The sequence below is a fragment of the Aestuariivirga litoralis genome (assembly GCF_003234965.1).
Lineage (GTDB): Bacteria > Pseudomonadota > Alphaproteobacteria > Rhizobiales > Aestuariivirgaceae > Aestuariivirga > Aestuariivirga litoralis.
This window is the reverse complement of sequence record NZ_QKVK01000003.1, coordinates 393,863-408,459: the sequence shown is the minus strand read 5'-3', so window position 1 is coordinate 408,459 and position 14,597 is coordinate 393,863. Positions and strand designations below refer to the sequence as shown.

Genomic DNA, 14,597 nt, shown 5'->3' with positions numbered 1-14,597 from the left:
TGCTAGGGTTCATCGAGCTTGTCGCGCATCGCCCGCTCGCGTGCGCTGTTGTGCTTCTTCTTCGGGTTGCCGCTGCCCTGGCCACCGCCGAACAGCCGTTCGAGAAAGTTGCCGGCATTGATGCCGGGCGGCGCCGGTTCCTCGGCAGCGCCCATGTCATATTGTGCATCGGTCACCGTGGCAGGCCCGCTCATCGCCACCTGCGGCGTCCCGGGCAGGGGGCGGGGCGTGAGGCCGCGATGGGCGGGCTCCATCACGTCGCGCCAGATCATGGCCGGCAGCAGGCCACCGGTGACTTTGCCGGTCGGTGAATTATCATCGTTGCCGACCCACACGCCGGCGATGAGATCGCTGGTGTAGCCGATGAACCAGGCATCACGATAGTCCTGGCTGGTGCCGGTCTTGCCGGCGATGTCGAAGCCGGGAAAGCCGGCGCGGGTGCCGGTGCCATCGGTCACCACGAGGCGCATCATGCGGTTCATGCCCCAGAGCTCGTTGTCGCCCACGGTGCGCGGAAAGCCGGAGCCATTGCGCTCGTAGATCACCCGCCCATCGCGCGTCTTGACGCGCGTCACCGCATAGGCCGTCACCGGATAGCCGCCATTCGAGAAGGGCACGAAGGCGGCGGTCAGTTCCAGCGGCGTCACCTCGGAGGTGCCAAGTGCGATCGAGGCATCGTCCTTCAGCGGCGAGACGATGCCGAGCCGGTGGGCCACGGCCACCACCGCCTGCGGGCCCAGCTGCAGCACGAGCTTCACCGAGATGGTGTTGAGCGACAGGGCCAGCGCGGTTTCCAGTGCCACCGGCCCCAGGTATTTCTTGCGATAGTTTTCCGGCTGCCAGTTGCCCACCCGGATGGGCTCGTCGACCTCCACCGTGTCCGGCGTGAAGCCATGTTCGAGCGCGGCAAGATAGACGAATGGCTTGAACGCCGAGCCGGGCTGGCGCTTGGCCTTGGTGGCGCGGTTGAACTGGCTCTTCTTGTAGGACTTGCCGCCCACCATGGCGAGAACCGCACCCGAGCCATCCATCACCACCATGGCGCCCTGGCTGACCTTCAGCTTCGTGCCCTGCGCGCCCAGCTCCTTGGCGACCGCCAGTTCGGCACTGTTCTGCAGCGCCGGGTCGATGGTGGTCTCCACCACCAGCGACTGCTGGTAGTCCCGCACGAATTCCGGCAGCTGCTCGCCGATCCAGTCGATGACGAAATTCTTGGCCGACATGTAGCTGTCAGTTTTGGCGGCGGCTGGATTGCTGATTGCCGCGGCCGCTTCCTCGGGCGTGATGAAGCCTGCGTCGGCCATGCTTTCCAGCACCAGCCCGGCGCGATCGCTCGCAGCCCTGGGATTGGAGATCGGGTTTGCGGCGCTCGGCGCCTTGACGACGCCGGCCAGCGTCGCAGCCTCGGCCAGCGAGAGTTCTGCGGCGGACTTGCGATAATAGACCTGCGCCGCCTTCTCGATCCCGGTGGCACCGGAGCCGAAATAGACCCGGTTGAGATAGAGCTGCAGGATGTCGTCCTTCGAATAGTGCTTCTCCAGCCACAGGGCCAGAACCAGTTCCTGCAGCTTGCGCTGCAGCGTACGGTCGGGGGAGAGGAACAGGTTCTTGGCCAGCTGCTGGCTCAGCGTCGAGCCACCCTGCACGACGCGGCCCGAGCGGTAGTTGGTATAGATGGCGCGGGCCAGCCCGATGGGGTCGACGCCATAGTGGCTGCGGAAGCGGCGGTCCTCGATGGCGATGAAGGCGTTGGGCACATAGTCCGGCAGGTCGGCGATGCGCACCTCGTCGCCGTTGAACGAGCCCTGCTCGGCCAGCACCGAGCCGTCATTGGCGAGGATCATGATGCCGGGGTCCCGGTCCGGGATCTGCAGCAGCCCCTGCTTGTCCAGCGTCATCCAGACGTAACCGAACATGCCCGCGAGCCCGAGGGTGCCGATCACCGCCAGTGTCAGGCCGAAGCGGATGACGGGCCACAGCAGGGAGCGCCTGCGGCGGCGCGACCCGCGCGGCGGTGGAGAGGCCTCCTTGCCGGCCCGGCCCTTGCCGCCCTTCGCAGCGGAGAACAGCTGAGGCTCCGCCCGTTGCCCTCCCCGATCTTTCCTGACCGACCGACCCATCACTCCCCCGGCACCCCGGACAAGGGGCAAGACTAGCGGGTGACGGCTTTACGTGCCGTGAACCCGGCATCCGCCGCCGGGGAAAAGCAATGGTTCGCAAACATGGTGCAATGATGACCCGGACGGCATCCGGAATGCATCCGAAATGCATCCGCAAGACGCCCAGAATGCATCTACATCATCGCGCCGACATGCCAGGGAACATACTCGTTGTCGCCATAGCCGAGTTCTTCCGACTTGGTCTTCTGCCCCGAGGCCACCTTCAGCATGAGTTCGAAGATCTGCTGGCCCTTCGCCTCGATCGACACACCGTCGAGGATGTCGCCGCAGTTGATGTCCATGTCGTCGATCATGCGCGTGTAAATATCTGTATTCGTTGCCAGTTTGATAGACGGAACGGGCTTGCAGCCATAGGCGGAACCACGCCCCGTGGTGAAGCAAAGCAGGTTTGCACCGCCCGCCACCTGGCCCGTTGCCGCCACGGGGTCATATCCCGGCGTATCCATGAAAACGAAACCACGCCCCGTCACCGGCTCAGCATAGCGATAGACGTGGCGCAACGTCGTCGAACCGCCCTTGGCGGCCGCGCCCAGCGACTTCTCTAGGATGGTCGTCAACCCGCCCAGCTTGTTGCCCGGTGAGGGATTGTTGTTCATTTCCATATTGTTACGCTTCGTGTAGTCCTCCCACCACTTGATGATCTCGACGAGCCTCTCGCCGACCTCGCGGTTGGCCGCGCGGCGGGTGAGCAGGTGTTCCGCGCCATAGATTTCCGGTGTTTCCGACAGGATGCCGGTGCCGCCGTGCCGCACCAGGATGTCCACCGCCGCACCGAGCGCCGGGTTGGCGGTAATGCCCGAGTAACCATCCGATCCGCCACACTGAAGGGCCACGATCAGCTCCGAGGCATGGCAGGTTTCGCGGTGCACGTTGTTGACGTGGGGCAGCATCTCGCGAATGGCCGCGACCCCTGCTGCAACCGTCTTTTTCGTGCCTCCCGTCTCCTGGATGGTCATGGTCCGGAAGGTTTCGTTCTCGACCACCCCATAGGCTTCCTTGAAGCGCGGAATCTGGAACCCTTCGCAGCCCAGTCCGACCATCAGCACGCCACCCATGTTGGGGTTGGTGGCGTAGCCCCAGGCCGTACGCTTCAGGATATCGAAGATCACGCCGCGGTAGTCGACGACGCAGCCATTGTCCATCTTGAGTGCGACGATACCATCTATGTTCGGATAATCGTTCAGCATTCCGGATCGCTTCACCTCCTCCGCAATGAACCCCGCGACGGTGGCAGAGCAATTGACCGAGGTGAGCACGCCGATGTAGTTGCGCGTGCCCACCTTGCCGTTGGCGCGGCGATAGCCCAGGAAGGTCGCCTGCTGCGCCAGCGGCAGTATGTCCTCCGATCTTGCATCCTGCGCAAAGGCGTAGTCGCGGTCGAAGTCCTGCATGCCCGTATTGTGTTCATGAACCCAGGCGCCCTTGGGGATGTCCTGTTTCGCGAAGCCGATGATCTGCCCGAACTTGCGGACCGCATCCCCGGATCGGATCGCGGCTGAGGCCATCTTATGGCCCTTGCCGATGCGGTCCAATGCCGTGATGCCCTCCGGGGCATCCGACCCCTTGTCAACCGTGTCGATGGCAACGAGGACGTTGTCCGCAGCAGACAGGCGAAGCATGCGGGGTTGTTTCGGCACGGTTGCAATCATCATGGGACTCGCTTGCGTGTTGCGGGGCTTGCCCGCTGGTGGAATATCGCTAACATGTTAGCATGCCAGTCGATGACGTCACCTATGAATTCTTGAGTCCGGGACGACCTTCGACAAAGGGTGCAACAGCGCGCGTCCACGCGGCACTTCGGGAAGCCATCGTCCAGCTGGATCTGAAACCCGGCGAAGTCCTGGATAAACCTGCAATTGCGGCCCGCATGGGCGTTTCACGCTTCCCCGTTGGCGAGGCTATGAACCGTCTCGCGGCGGAAGGACTGGTCGACATCATTCCGCAAAGCGGCTCCCGCGTCGCGCTCATCAAGATATCCGATGCACGCGAGAACATGTTTCTCCGCCGCGCCCTGGAAGTGGAAACGGTAAGGTGGCTTGCTCCCCACAGCGGACCCAGCCTTCTGCAACAGCTGGCCAGCAACCTGCGCTATCAGCGGGCCGCGATCGATGCACAGGACCTGAAGGGCTTCCATGGCTTCGACCTGGCCTTTCATGCTCTGCTGCAAGATCACCTCGGTTTCGAACGGGTGCGGACTGCAACGGAAACGGCACGGCTGGGGCTCGACCGCGTCAGACAGCTTCTGAACACCCGGCGCCGCGTCGAACTCACCCTCGCCGAACACCGGGCCATCGTGACGGCGCTGGAGGCCCGCGACGGCGACGCCGCAGCGCGCGCCATGTACATGCACCTCGATGCAGTCATGACAGAGCTGGAAACATTCGCGCGCGAGAGGCCAGAGCTTTTCGCCGATCTCAACACCGCGGGAGGACTTGCGACATGAAGAAGCGCAACTTTAGGGCGCCGTCCGGAGAAACCATCTCCTTCACCGAGTTGGGCTTCGGCACGGCGCCAATCGGCAATCTTTACAGGGCGGTTGATCCGGAAGAGGCACAAAGGACGCTGGACGCGGCATGGAAAGCGGGAATCCGCTACTATGACACGGCGCCACTCTATGGGCTCGGCCTGTCGGAGACGCGCCTCAACCGATTCTTGTTCGGCAAGAAGCGCAAGGACTATGTGCTTTCGACCAAGGTGGGGCGCCTCCTCGAAGTGTGTGATCCCAAGCAGCGTACCGGGATAGGCAAGTTCTTCGACACACCGTCACGCCGTGAAATCTACGACTACAGCTATGACGGCTTCATGCGGTCGATCGAGTTCTCGCTGGAGCGGTTGGGCGTCGACTCGATCGACGTCATCTTCATTCACGATGTGGACGTCTTCAACCACAAGACCGTGGCGGCGCGCGATGCGCATGTGAAGACGATTCTCAACAGTGGCATCAAGGCCCTGGAGAAGCTCCGCAGCGAGAAGGTGATCAAGGCATTCGGCGCCGGCGTCAACGAGTGGGAAGTATGCGAGATCCTGACACGCAATTCCGATGTCGACATTTTCCTGCTGGCGGGCCGCTACACGCTGCTGGAGCAGGACTCTCTCAACTCCTTCCTGCCCCTGTGCGAGGAACGCGGCATCGGCATCGTGCTGGGCGGCCCCTATAACTCAGGCATTCTTGCCACTGGTCCGAAGCCTGGCGCCTGGTATAATTATGATCCCGCGCCCAAGGCGATCCTGGAGCGCGTGGCGAAGATCGAGGCCGTGTGCAAGCGGCACAAGGTGAAGCTCGCCCAGGCTGCACTGCGCTTTCCATTGCACCACCGGAACGTGGTGAGCGTGATCCCCGGAGGCGTGAGTCCGAAGGAAGTGGCGCTGAACGTGGCCACGATGGATGCGAAGCTTCCCAAGACTCTGTGGAAGGACCTCAAGGCCGAGGGGCTGCTGCACGCCGACGCGCCGGTGCCGCGGTGAGGGCGGCGATCCTCGGTTCGGGCCTCATCGGCCGCTCATGGGCCATGGTCTTCGCCCGCGGCGGGCACGATGTTGTGTTGTGGGACCAGGACCCTGCCCAAGTCGAGAAGGCCAAGGGCCACATCGCGCGCACCTTGCCCGAGATGCAGTCGGCAGGACTGTTGGAGGATGCCGAAAGTACGTTCCGACGCATCAGCGGAGCGGCAGATCTTGCGCAAGCATTGGCGGGAGTTGACTTCATCCAGGAGAACATCGTCGAGCGCGCCGAACCAAAGAAGGCCCTGTTCACCGAGGTTGAGCGGCTGGCTCCACCGAATGCCATCATCTCGAGCTCAACGTCGGCCATCATGCCGTCCATCATCTTCGGCGAACTTGCGACACGGAGGCGCTGCCTCGTGTCGCATCCGCTCAACCCGCCGCATCTCGCCCCCATCGTCGAACTGTGCGGGGCCGACTTCACCCAGCCGGACGTGATTTCGCGTGCCCGCGATTTCATGGCAGGTTGTGGCATGTCGCCCATCATCGTGAAACGCGAGATCGAGGGCTTCATCCTGAACCGGTTGCAGCTTGCGGTGCTGAACGAGGCGTTTCGGTTGATCGCCGACGACTATGTAAGTGCCGAAGACCTCGACAAGACCATCAAGGACGGGCTCGCACTGCGCTGGAGCTTCATGGGACCGATCGAGACCATTGACCTCAACGCACCCGATGGGGTGGCCGACTATCTCGAGCGCTATGGACCTACCATCCGTCGGGTGGGGCACAGCCAGTCCGCCGCGGAGCCCTGGCCCGAAGACATGGGAGCACGGCTCGATGCCGAACGCCGCGCAGCTGTGCCGCGCGAGAAGCTCGGCGATGCCACCCAGTGGCGTGACCGGCGGATGATGGCACTTGCCGCCCACAAACGCGCCCAGGAAAGGAAAACGCCGCACTGAGGCGGCGCTTTTCCCGCTCAGGCGGCCATCAACTCGGGGGGCGGCGCCTTTGCACCCGTCATGAAGGCCACTGCGTCCGACATGGTGAAGTCCTTCGGATTGATGACACAGAGGCGCTTGCCGAGGCGGTGGATATGGATCCGGTCCGCCACTTCGAAGACGTGCGGCATGTTGTGCGAGATGAGGACGATGGGAAGGCCGCGGCGCTTCACGTCGAGGATCAGTTCCAGCACGCGGCGCGATTCCTTGACCCCCAACGCGGCGGTCGGCTCGTCCATGATCACGACCTTCGAGCCGAAAGCGGCAGCACGCGCGACGGCGACGCCTTGGCGTTGGCCGCCCGAGAGCGTCTCCACCGCCTGACCGATGTTCTGGATGGTCATGAGGCCGAGCTCGCTCAGCTTGTCGCGGGCGATTTTCTCCATGGCCTTGTGATCGAGCTTCTTCAGCACGGAGCCGAGGAAGCCAGGCTTGCGGATCTCGCGGCCCATGAACATGTTGTCGGCGATCGACAGCGCGGGAGACAAGGCAAGGTTCTGGTATACCGTCTCGATGCCGGCATTGCGCGCATCCAGCGGCGACTTGAAGTGTACTGGCTTGCCCTCGAGCCTGATCTCGCCCTCGTCGGGTGTCACGGCGCCGCAAATGGCCTTGATGAGAGTCGACTTTCCTGCGCCATTGTCGCCGATCACCGCCAGTATCTCATTGGGATAGAGATCAAAGTTGCAATGATCGAGGGCCGTGACGCGGCCATAGCGCTTCACCAGGTTGTGGGTCGTGAGGATCGGCGTGACGGATGTGGTCATGACGGGTGCCCGTGCTTGAAGCGTTGAAGTGTCAGGTCGATGCCTTGCGGATCCACTGGTCGATGGCGACAGCCGCAATGATCAGGATGCCGACGGTGAAATCCTGCCACAGCACATCGACCTTCGAGAGCGACAGGCCGAAGCGAAACACGCCGACGATGATGGCGCCGAGGACCGATCCGACGATGGTGCCGCGGCCGCCGAACAGCGACGTGCCGCCGATCACGACGGCGGTGATGGAGTCGAGATTGGCGGTTTCGCCTGCGAGGGGCGTGACCGTTCCGCCGACGCGGCCGATGAGAACCAGGCCGGCAAAGGCAGCGATGACGCCAGCGACTGCATAGACCGAACGCAGCACCTTGTCCGTCTGGACACCGGAGAGCATGGCGCCGCTGAGATCGTCACCGACAGCATAGACGTGGCGTCCCCAGGCAGTGTGCTTCAGCACATAGGTCATCAGCCAGGCGAGCAGCAGGAAGGCAACGGTGCCGTAGAGGATCTGGAAGCCTGCGATCGAGATGACCTTGCCAAACCAGATGAGCAACGGAGCAGCCGCCTCCGTATCGACATTGCGGATCGACTCCGAATTCGAATACCAGAGTTTGAGCGCCTGGTAGATGTAGAGCGTACCGAGCGTCACGATGAAGGGTGGCAGGCGCAGGCGGGTGACGAGGAATCCGTTGAAGTAGCCCATGAGACCACCCGCGAAGGCGCCGATGGCAATGGCGGCAGGAGCAGGTACGCCAGCCTGCACCGCAAGCTTGCCCATGATAATCGATGCCAGCACCATGATGGCCCCGATCGACAGGTCGATGCCGGCGGTGAGGATGATGATGGTTTGTGCGATGGCGACGATGCCGATCGGCGTGATCTGCTTCAGGATGGTGGAAAGGTTGCCGGGCTGTACGATCCGGCCGTCCGTGGTGAAGGAGAACAGAAACAGCGAAAGAATGAGCACGAACACCGGCACGGCAACCGGATAGGCCTGCAGGAAGATACGCAGCTTCTGCAGCCCTGTCAGGTGTTCGGTTTCAAAGGACGCAACCGAGGTATCGGCCTTGGTGAGCGTCGCCTCAAAATCAGAAACGGTTTTCGTCGGCTGACCGGTGTCGCTCATGTTCCCTACCCCAGTACGAGTCATGTGCGGGTGTTTTCCCGCATCTTGTTTGAGGGGCGACGTTAAGGCCGCCCCCCACGCTGTTCAACTCAGAAAATCTGCTTCGGGATCAGCCCCAGCAGAGCTTCAGGCCTTCTTCCGAGGTCTTGGAGTCGAGGCCATCCACCGGCTTGTCGGTGATCAGCTGCACGCCCGTGTTGAAGAAGGTCAGGCCTTCGGAGTTGGCCGGCTTGGTGCCGTCCTTGGCGAAGGCGGCGATGGCTTCCACGCCCTTCGAGGCCATCAGCAGCGGGAACTGCATGGAGGTGGCGCCGATGACGCCGGCCTTGACGTTCTGCACGCCCGGGCAGCCGCCGTCGACCGACACGATGATCGCCTGGTTCTCCTTGCCCGCGGCCTTCATGGCCTGGTAGGCGCCCTCGGCGGCCGGCTCGTTGATCGTGTAGATCACGTTCATGTCCGGGTCCTTGGCGAGGAGGTTCTCCACCGCCTTGAGGCCGCCCTCGGGGTTGGCGTTCGAGGTTTCGTGGCCGATCACGCGGGGATCCTTCTCGGAGCCCAGCACCTTGCCGTCCGGAACCTCGATGCCGAAGCCGGTGAGGAAGCCGGTGTCACGCAGCACGTCGACCGAGATGTTGTCCTTGTTGATGTCCAGCATGCCGATCTTCGCGGTGGCGGCCTTGTCGCCGAGCTGGGCCTTGGCCCACTTGCCGATGAGCACGCCGGCCTGGAAGTTGTCGGTGGCGAAGGTCGAGTCGGCGGCTTCGGCGTCGCCGATCGGCGTGTCGAGGGCGATGACCAGCAGGCCCTTGGCGCGGGCTTCCTTGAGGGCGGGAATGACCGAGTCGTTCGACGCGGTGATCAGGATACCCTTGGCGCCGGAGGCGACGCAGTTCTCGATGGCTTCGATCTGCGGGCCGGCGTCACCGTCGACCTTGCCGGCGAAGGCCTGGATCTCGATGCCGAGTTCCTTGGCCTTGGCCTCTGCACCTTCCTTCATCTTCACGAAGAAGGGATTGGTGTTGTTCTTGGTGATCAGGCAGACGCTGTCAGCCGCGAGAGCGGGGGTGACGGCAAAAGCAACGGTCGCCGCGGCGCCGAGCAGAGCAGCTTTGAAAAGGGTCTTCAACGTAGGCCTCCCATCAGTTTGTTGTCCCCAATCAAGGGGTTAGATGACAATCAATTGCTACCGGTGCGAGAGGGGCACGTGACTCCACACTCCTGCACATGGCGCAATCTCAACTCAAAAAATCACCCCTGTCAATAAGTAAACCGGAATGATTTATTGATTGACAGGTTGCCGGGCTGCTGGAAATCTGTGCGCCTTCTGCTCAGGGAACGGGATTGGCATGTCGATCGAATGGGCCAGCGGCACGCGCGGGGACACCTACCCCGAGCTTTCGCGCGGCACCACCCAGACGGGGGTGAGGCTCTATAACGAGCGGCTGATCCTGTCGCTGGTGCGGCTACATGGACAGCTGCCGAAGGCTGAAATGGCAAGATTGACAGGCCTCTCGGCCCAGACGGTCTCGGTCATCGTTCGGCAGCTTGAGGGTGACGGACTGCTGCGGAGGCGGACACCGCGCCGGGGCAAGGTCGGCCAGCCGCTGGTTCCATTCGAGCTCGACACCAATGGCGCTTTCTCGATTGGGCTCAAGGTGGGCCGCCGATCCGGTGACCTGATGCTCCTGGACCTTGCCGGCAATGTGCGTCACACCATTCACCGCCCTTACACCTTCCCTTCCCCGGCCGAGATGATGAGCTTCGTCACCACGGGGGTCGAGGAGTTGATTTCTGGTTTGGCGACGGAGCAGCGCGCGCGTATCAGCGGCATGGGAATTGCCGCTCCTTTCCAGCTCTGGAACTGGGCCGATGACGTTGGCGCACCGGCTGACGTGCTCTTGGCATGGAAGGACTTTGACCTGCAGGCGGAAATCTCCAGGCTTTTTCCCTGGCCCATACATTTCTGCAATGACGCATCTGCGGCTTGCGCGGCTGAGCTGCTGTTCGGCCATGGCCGCGACCTGCAGGACTTCGCCTATTTCTACCTCGGCTACTTCATCGGCGGCGGCGTAGTGCTGAACGGAAGCCTCTATCTGGGTCATCATGGCAATGCAGGGGCGCTTGCTTCCTTTCCCGTAACATCGGCACGCGGTGAGTCAGAACAGTTGGTGCATTCGACCTCGCTGGCGGCGCTGGAGCGCGACATCCTCCGCGACGGTGGTGACCCGGAGCTGCTGTGGAGAGATCTTGGCGAATGGCGAGGCGCTGGACCCGCGCTCGACCGCTGGCTCGTGCGCGCGGCGCACGACGTTGCAACGGCGGCGGCCGGCATCATGGCAGTCCTGGACTGCTCCGCCATCGTCGTTGATGGGGCGATACCGCTTCAGGTGAGGGCCCGCTTCGTGGAAGCCGTGAACCGTGCCCTGAACGGCGTCGACCGGCAGGGCCTGGCGGAATTTCCGGTGCTCGAAGGCACGATCGGGGCAGACGCCCGCGCGCTAGGGGCGGCCAGCCTGCCGCTTTTCGACAACTTCATCATCAACCGCAATGTGCTGTTCAAGGAGAAGGCCTGATGCTCAAGGGACTCGATCCGTTGCTGAGCCCGGATCTCCTCCGCGTGCTGCGGGCGATGGGACATGGCGACGAGATCGCCATCGTCGATGGCAATTATCCCGCCGAGGAACACGGCAAGCGCGTGGTCCGCCTCGATGGCCACGGTGCACCGCGCATCCTTGATGCCATACTCTCCGTCATGCCGGTGGATGACATGGTGCCGGATGCGGTGTGGCGCCCTGCTGCGTATATGGATCCCACCCGCATGGAACCGGTGTTCGAGGACTTCGCAGCGGTGCTGCTCAAGCACGAACCGAAACACAGGATCGTCCCGCTGGTGGGCGATGCCTTCTACAACAAGGTGAAGTCATGTTTCGCCATAGTCGCGTCCAGTGAGCCGCGGCTCTATGGCAACATCATCGTGAAAAAGGGCGTGATCTATCCAACCTGAAGTGTCGGGTCCGAAGGCTGGCGACCCCGCGTTCGCTACATCCTGCATGTTGCGGGGTGTCATGGCATCACCGAAGACTGGCTGGCTTGGCCGGAAGACTGACCAGGCGCGATAGAACGCCCCCGGGTAGATCACCCTTGGCTCTTGATCAGTCCTGTCAATGCCTTAGCGTCGGCGCTGTCCGGGAACACGGCCTCACGTCCATCGGTACCACGCTCGAGCTCGTCCTCGCTGATACCCAGATGGTCCTTGAGAATCCCCTTGAAGAGCATGCGGGTGCAGTAGGGGGCCTTGAGATCACGCTTATCCTGCAAATCCTTGAGCCACGGCCAGTCGGTGGTCACCTTGCGGCCGGCGACAGCACCGCCCACAAGCAATGCCGCCGTCCCGGTGCCGTGGTCCGTGCCGTCCTGGCCATTGTCCCACACCGTGCGCCCGAACTCGCTGACACAGGCCACAACAGTGTTTCTCCACGCAGCTTCCCCCTCTGCGCCTTCGCCCAGTCCATCCCTGAAACTCTTGAGGCATGTGTCGAGATAGTTGAGCATGTAGGCCATGCCGCTCTTTTCACTCCTGTGGGCGTCGAAACCGACGATCTGGATGGCCGCCACACGCGGCCCCGTGGCAGCTCCCATCAGTTTGCCGGCACCATAAAAAGTTGAATTTACACTCCCCGTAGCAGCAGAAGGATTGCTTCTCGCGACTGTGCGAACCCCGTCACCAAGCGCCAGATATGTGGCCAATTCCATGTCACCGCCATTACTCGCATTGTAGAGCGTCTGGACGTCCCCGCTGTACCACGGCCATCTGTCCGGGGTCCATGTCAGTACAGGCCTCTCACCTTTCAGAATGAAGGGCGCGCCCCCGAGCGCAAGTCCCCTCGGTAACCGGATCTCCGGTGTAACGCCCGCGATAGCGTCGCCTTGCGGAAGATATGCCAGGAGGCGGTTCATCCATCCGTTCCTCGCTGTTCTTGCTCCCGCCTGTCCATTGGTACCTGCTTCGAGGTTGTACATGCAGTGGAAGTGTGAACGCACCCGCAAAGGGGGCGCGATGGCATGGACAATCGCCGCATCTCCGGCCTCGTACCAGGCGTGGAAGTTCGTCATGGCCTTGTTGAGGTAGAAGAATCCATCGAGGTCCGCCATATCGGTGGCGGACTGACGAAGGCCATTCCGCCAAACGCCATAGTCAGGGTCACCCAGCGGAGCGACCAAGTGCAGACCATCGAGGCCGCCCTGCAGCAAGACGACCAACAGGCGCTTCTCACGGTCATTGTTGCCGGTGGCACTGGAACTGCGCGGCATGAATGCCCAGGCGCTGAGACTGGCGGTCGCACCCAACAGGGCGCGGCGGTTCAGGTAAAGACGCGATTCGCTGCAGCCTTCAGCGGCTGCTGCCTCAATCCGCGGATCAATGATGTCGTGGCCGTGATCATGGTCCTGCATAGCATTAACTCCGGATGTATTCGGGAGAGAGGAAGATGAGTGGAACGAGGTGACGAAAATCGACACTCCTCTTGAGAAGCTTCGTCAGGGCTGGCGTCGCGCAGTCTCCCAGCAAGTCCTCAGCGAGAGAGGCGGGCGTGGAGTGGCCCAATTTGGAGTCCGCCATGGTTTTGAGGAATTGCATTCGCGTTTCGACAAGTCTGAACGCCATGTTTCGGCGGACAACAAGGGCATCGCCTGTGAGCCAGAATGCGTTGTCGTCCGGATAACCATCAGGCGTTTCACGGCCCCAGAAGGCCCAGCCCATCAGATCAAGGTACAGTTTATAGCGCCACGCAAACCCGCGCGCCTCAACCTCCGTGGTGCCGATTCCGCGTATGACCGACACCGCCCAGGGCAGAGGCTGCTTGATCCTGTTGAAAGGTGTGGTCCAGGCTGAAGGTAATTCCAGCAGTGCCTTGGAGACCTCGTAGAGGTTTCCGGCCTCATCGCTAAAAACATCAGCCAGCCTTCTGATATCAGCGGTGTCCTGACTCATCGCTTTCTCATTGTTGGGATCTGGAGCATCCCTGATGAAATGACGCACGAGCTTGGTCGCGATGTGTTTCGCCGTGTTCGGATGGAGAGCCAAGTCTTTCAGGCACGCGCTGACCTGCCGCACCACGTCGGCCTGGCCATAGGTTGTGCCCATCACAGTATATGCACCGGGCTGGTGCACGTCGGCATTGTAGAACGTGTTCGGACTGTTGGCAGTCCAGCCCGTCAGCATTTTGGCAAAGGCCGTGACGTCTGCCTGCGTGTATCCCCCGTCCTCGCCGAGGGTATGGAGCTCAAGGATCTCCCGGGCCAGGTTTTCGGTGTAAGTGGGACGGTTCTTGATCGCGTAATCGGAGCCTTGTCTCTTCACCCACGCCGATTTTTTCCACCTGCCGACATAGGGGCTGTTGGGACCAATAGACAGATGGTTGTCGAGATAGCGGATCATCGCGGGATGCTTCTCGACGGCGAGCAGCATGTCGCTGAAGTTGCCGAGCACATTCTGGCGGATCGCGTGACGATCCATGTGGCCACTGAAGCACGAGGCTTTGGACGTCCAGACCGAGAAATGGTTTTGCCAGAACTGTACGAGGCGCTCAACGAAGCCCACGCGAGGGCGCAAGAATTGAACGTATCGTTCCGTAGATTCCTTTGTCCAAGCCGTTCGTGGCCGCTCTCCGGGAGAGCAAGCTACTTTGTAACAGCCCTCGAGCGTTCCGTCGTAATCCGGCCAATCGCCATAGACGACCCTGACATTCTCGTCTGGAATGAGGGCGGCCTGCTCGTCTTTAAGCTCAGCCAAGCAGGCATTGTAAGCGGCATCTTCACCGGTTCCGATAGAAAGTCTCCCGCCTGGTTTCGGCCCGAAACCAAACCGCATGAAGGCTACGCGTGCCTTGGTGTCTTCATCCAGCTTTTCATAACCCCCGGCGACTGCTGCTGCCATTTTGGAACCCTCTTCAACCTTAACGAGTCATTAACATGATCTTGGACTGAATACAAGCTATACGTGTATATACTGGAGGGATTGGATGAATGATTGGAATGAACGACCTCTGGTAGAGGTTGATCTTCCTGATCGAGCCGGGACGCTCACTGCAAG

At 61.9% G+C, this 14,597-nt stretch carries 12 protein-coding genes; 5 read left to right on the top strand and 7 right to left on the bottom strand.

Going from position 1 to position 14,597, the window contains the following annotated elements:
• Positions 1-2: 2 nt before the first annotated feature.
• On the bottom strand, positions 3-2,120 hold the full coding sequence (locus DK847_RS09265) for a transglycosylase domain-containing protein (RefSeq protein ID WP_111197982.1): 2,118 nt from the start codon (positions 2,118-2,120) through the stop codon (positions 3-5).
• A 173-nt stretch (positions 2,121-2,293) separates the two neighbouring features.
• Positions 2,294-3,799: a UxaA family hydrolase gene (locus tag DK847_RS09260; protein ID WP_245414568.1), complete on the bottom strand. Its 1,506-nt coding sequence runs from the start codon at positions 3,797-3,799 to the stop codon at positions 2,294-2,296.
• 92 nt (positions 3,800-3,891) lie between these two features.
• On the opposite strand from DK847_RS09260, the gene DK847_RS09255 reads away from it, so the two are divergent.
• Genes DK847_RS09255 through DK847_RS09245 form a run of 3 tightly spaced genes read left to right on the top strand, consistent with a single transcriptional unit; the run spans position 3,892 to position 6,580 of the window.
• Positions 3,892-4,623, top strand: a complete 732-nt coding sequence (locus tag DK847_RS09255) for a GntR family transcriptional regulator (RefSeq protein WP_111197978.1) — start codon at positions 3,892-3,894, stop codon at positions 4,621-4,623.
• The gene (locus tag DK847_RS09250) at positions 4,620-5,645 is read left to right on the top strand and encodes an aldo/keto reductase (RefSeq protein WP_111197976.1); all 1,026 of its coding nucleotides are present in this window, start codon (positions 4,620-4,622) and stop codon (positions 5,643-5,645) included. The genes DK847_RS09255 and DK847_RS09250 overlap by 4 nt, the downstream gene beginning before the upstream one ends.
• Positions 5,642-6,580 carry a 3-hydroxyacyl-CoA dehydrogenase gene (locus DK847_RS09245; protein WP_245414567.1) on the top strand — a complete coding sequence of 313 codons (939 nt, stop codon included), beginning with the start codon at positions 5,642-5,644 and terminating at the stop codon, positions 6,578-6,580. The genes DK847_RS09250 and DK847_RS09245 overlap by 4 nt, the downstream gene beginning before the upstream one ends.
• A 17-nt stretch (positions 6,581-6,597) precedes the next feature.
• Here the strand turns inward: DK847_RS09245 and DK847_RS09240 are convergent, their stop codons facing one another.
• The 3 genes from DK847_RS09240 to DK847_RS09230 all read right to left on the bottom strand — a co-directional run bounded on the left by DK847_RS09240 (position 6,598) and on the right by DK847_RS09230 (position 9,632).
• Positions 6,598-7,386, bottom strand: a complete 789-nt coding sequence (locus tag DK847_RS09240) for an ATP-binding cassette domain-containing protein (protein WP_111197974.1) — start codon at positions 7,384-7,386, stop codon at positions 6,598-6,600.
• Positions 7,387-7,417: 31 nt separating this feature from the next.
• The gene (locus DK847_RS09235; protein ID WP_111197973.1) at positions 7,418-8,503 is read right to left on the bottom strand and encodes an ABC transporter permease; all 1,086 of its coding nucleotides are present in this window, start codon (positions 8,501-8,503) and stop codon (positions 7,418-7,420) included.
• Positions 8,504-8,612: 109 nt separating this feature from the next.
• The gene (locus DK847_RS09230) at positions 8,613-9,632 is read right to left on the bottom strand and encodes a substrate-binding domain-containing protein (RefSeq protein WP_111197971.1); all 1,020 of its coding nucleotides are present in this window, start codon (positions 9,630-9,632) and stop codon (positions 8,613-8,615) included.
• 220 nt (positions 9,633-9,852) lie between these two features.
• Between DK847_RS09230 and DK847_RS09225 the strand changes: the two genes are divergently transcribed.
• Positions 9,853-11,079 carry an ROK family transcriptional regulator gene (locus tag DK847_RS09225; RefSeq protein ID WP_111197969.1) on the top strand — a complete coding sequence of 409 codons (1,227 nt, stop codon included), beginning with the start codon at positions 9,853-9,855 and terminating at the stop codon, positions 11,077-11,079.
• Positions 11,079-11,510, top strand: a complete 432-nt coding sequence (locus tag DK847_RS09220) for an RbsD/FucU family protein (RefSeq protein WP_111197968.1) — start codon at positions 11,079-11,081, stop codon at positions 11,508-11,510. The genes DK847_RS09225 and DK847_RS09220 overlap by 1 nt, the downstream gene beginning before the upstream one ends.
• A 131-nt stretch (positions 11,511-11,641) precedes the next feature.
• Here the strand turns inward: DK847_RS09220 and DK847_RS09215 are convergent, their stop codons facing one another.
• Positions 11,642-12,958, bottom strand: a complete 1,317-nt coding sequence (locus DK847_RS09215) for a DUF1501 domain-containing protein (protein ID WP_111197966.1) — start codon at positions 12,956-12,958, stop codon at positions 11,642-11,644.
• A gap of 4 nt (positions 12,959-12,962) precedes the next feature.
• The gene (locus DK847_RS09210) at positions 12,963-14,441 is read right to left on the bottom strand and encodes a DUF1800 domain-containing protein (protein WP_111197965.1); all 1,479 of its coding nucleotides are present in this window, start codon (positions 14,439-14,441) and stop codon (positions 12,963-12,965) included.
• Positions 14,442-14,597 lie beyond the last annotated feature (156 nt).

What these genes read in the sequence shown, in the direction of transcription:
- DK847_RS09215 (WP_111197966.1), bottom strand. Translation starts at nt 12,958, where the DNA reads ATGCAGGACCATGATCACGGCCACGACATCATTGATCCGCGGATTGAG.
- DK847_RS09265 (WP_111197982.1), bottom strand. Translation starts at nt 2,120, where the DNA reads ATGGGTCGGTCGGTCAGGAAAGATCGGGGAGGGCAACGGGCGGAGCCT.
- DK847_RS09220 (WP_111197968.1), top strand. Translation starts at nt 11,079, where the DNA reads ATGCTCAAGGGACTCGATCCGTTGCTGAGCCCGGATCTCCTCCGCGTG.
- DK847_RS09255 (WP_111197978.1), top strand. Translation starts at nt 3,892, where the DNA reads ATGCCAGTCGATGACGTCACCTATGAATTCTTGAGTCCGGGACGACCT.
- DK847_RS09225 (WP_111197969.1), top strand. Translation starts at nt 9,853, where the DNA reads ATGTCGATCGAATGGGCCAGCGGCACGCGCGGGGACACCTACCCCGAG.
- DK847_RS09250 (WP_111197976.1), top strand. Translation starts at nt 4,620, where the DNA reads ATGAAGAAGCGCAACTTTAGGGCGCCGTCCGGAGAAACCATCTCCTTC.
- DK847_RS09260 (WP_245414568.1), bottom strand. Translation starts at nt 3,799, where the DNA reads ATGCTTCGCCTGTCTGCTGCGGACAACGTCCTCGTTGCCATCGACACG.
- DK847_RS09235 (WP_111197973.1), bottom strand. Translation starts at nt 8,503, where the DNA reads ATGAGCGACACCGGTCAGCCGACGAAAACCGTTTCTGATTTTGAGGCG.
- DK847_RS09210 (WP_111197965.1), bottom strand. Translation starts at nt 14,441, where the DNA reads ATGGCAGCAGCAGTCGCCGGGGGTTATGAAAAGCTGGATGAAGACACC.
- DK847_RS09240 (WP_111197974.1), bottom strand. Translation starts at nt 7,386, where the DNA reads ATGACCACATCCGTCACGCCGATCCTCACGACCCACAACCTGGTGAAG.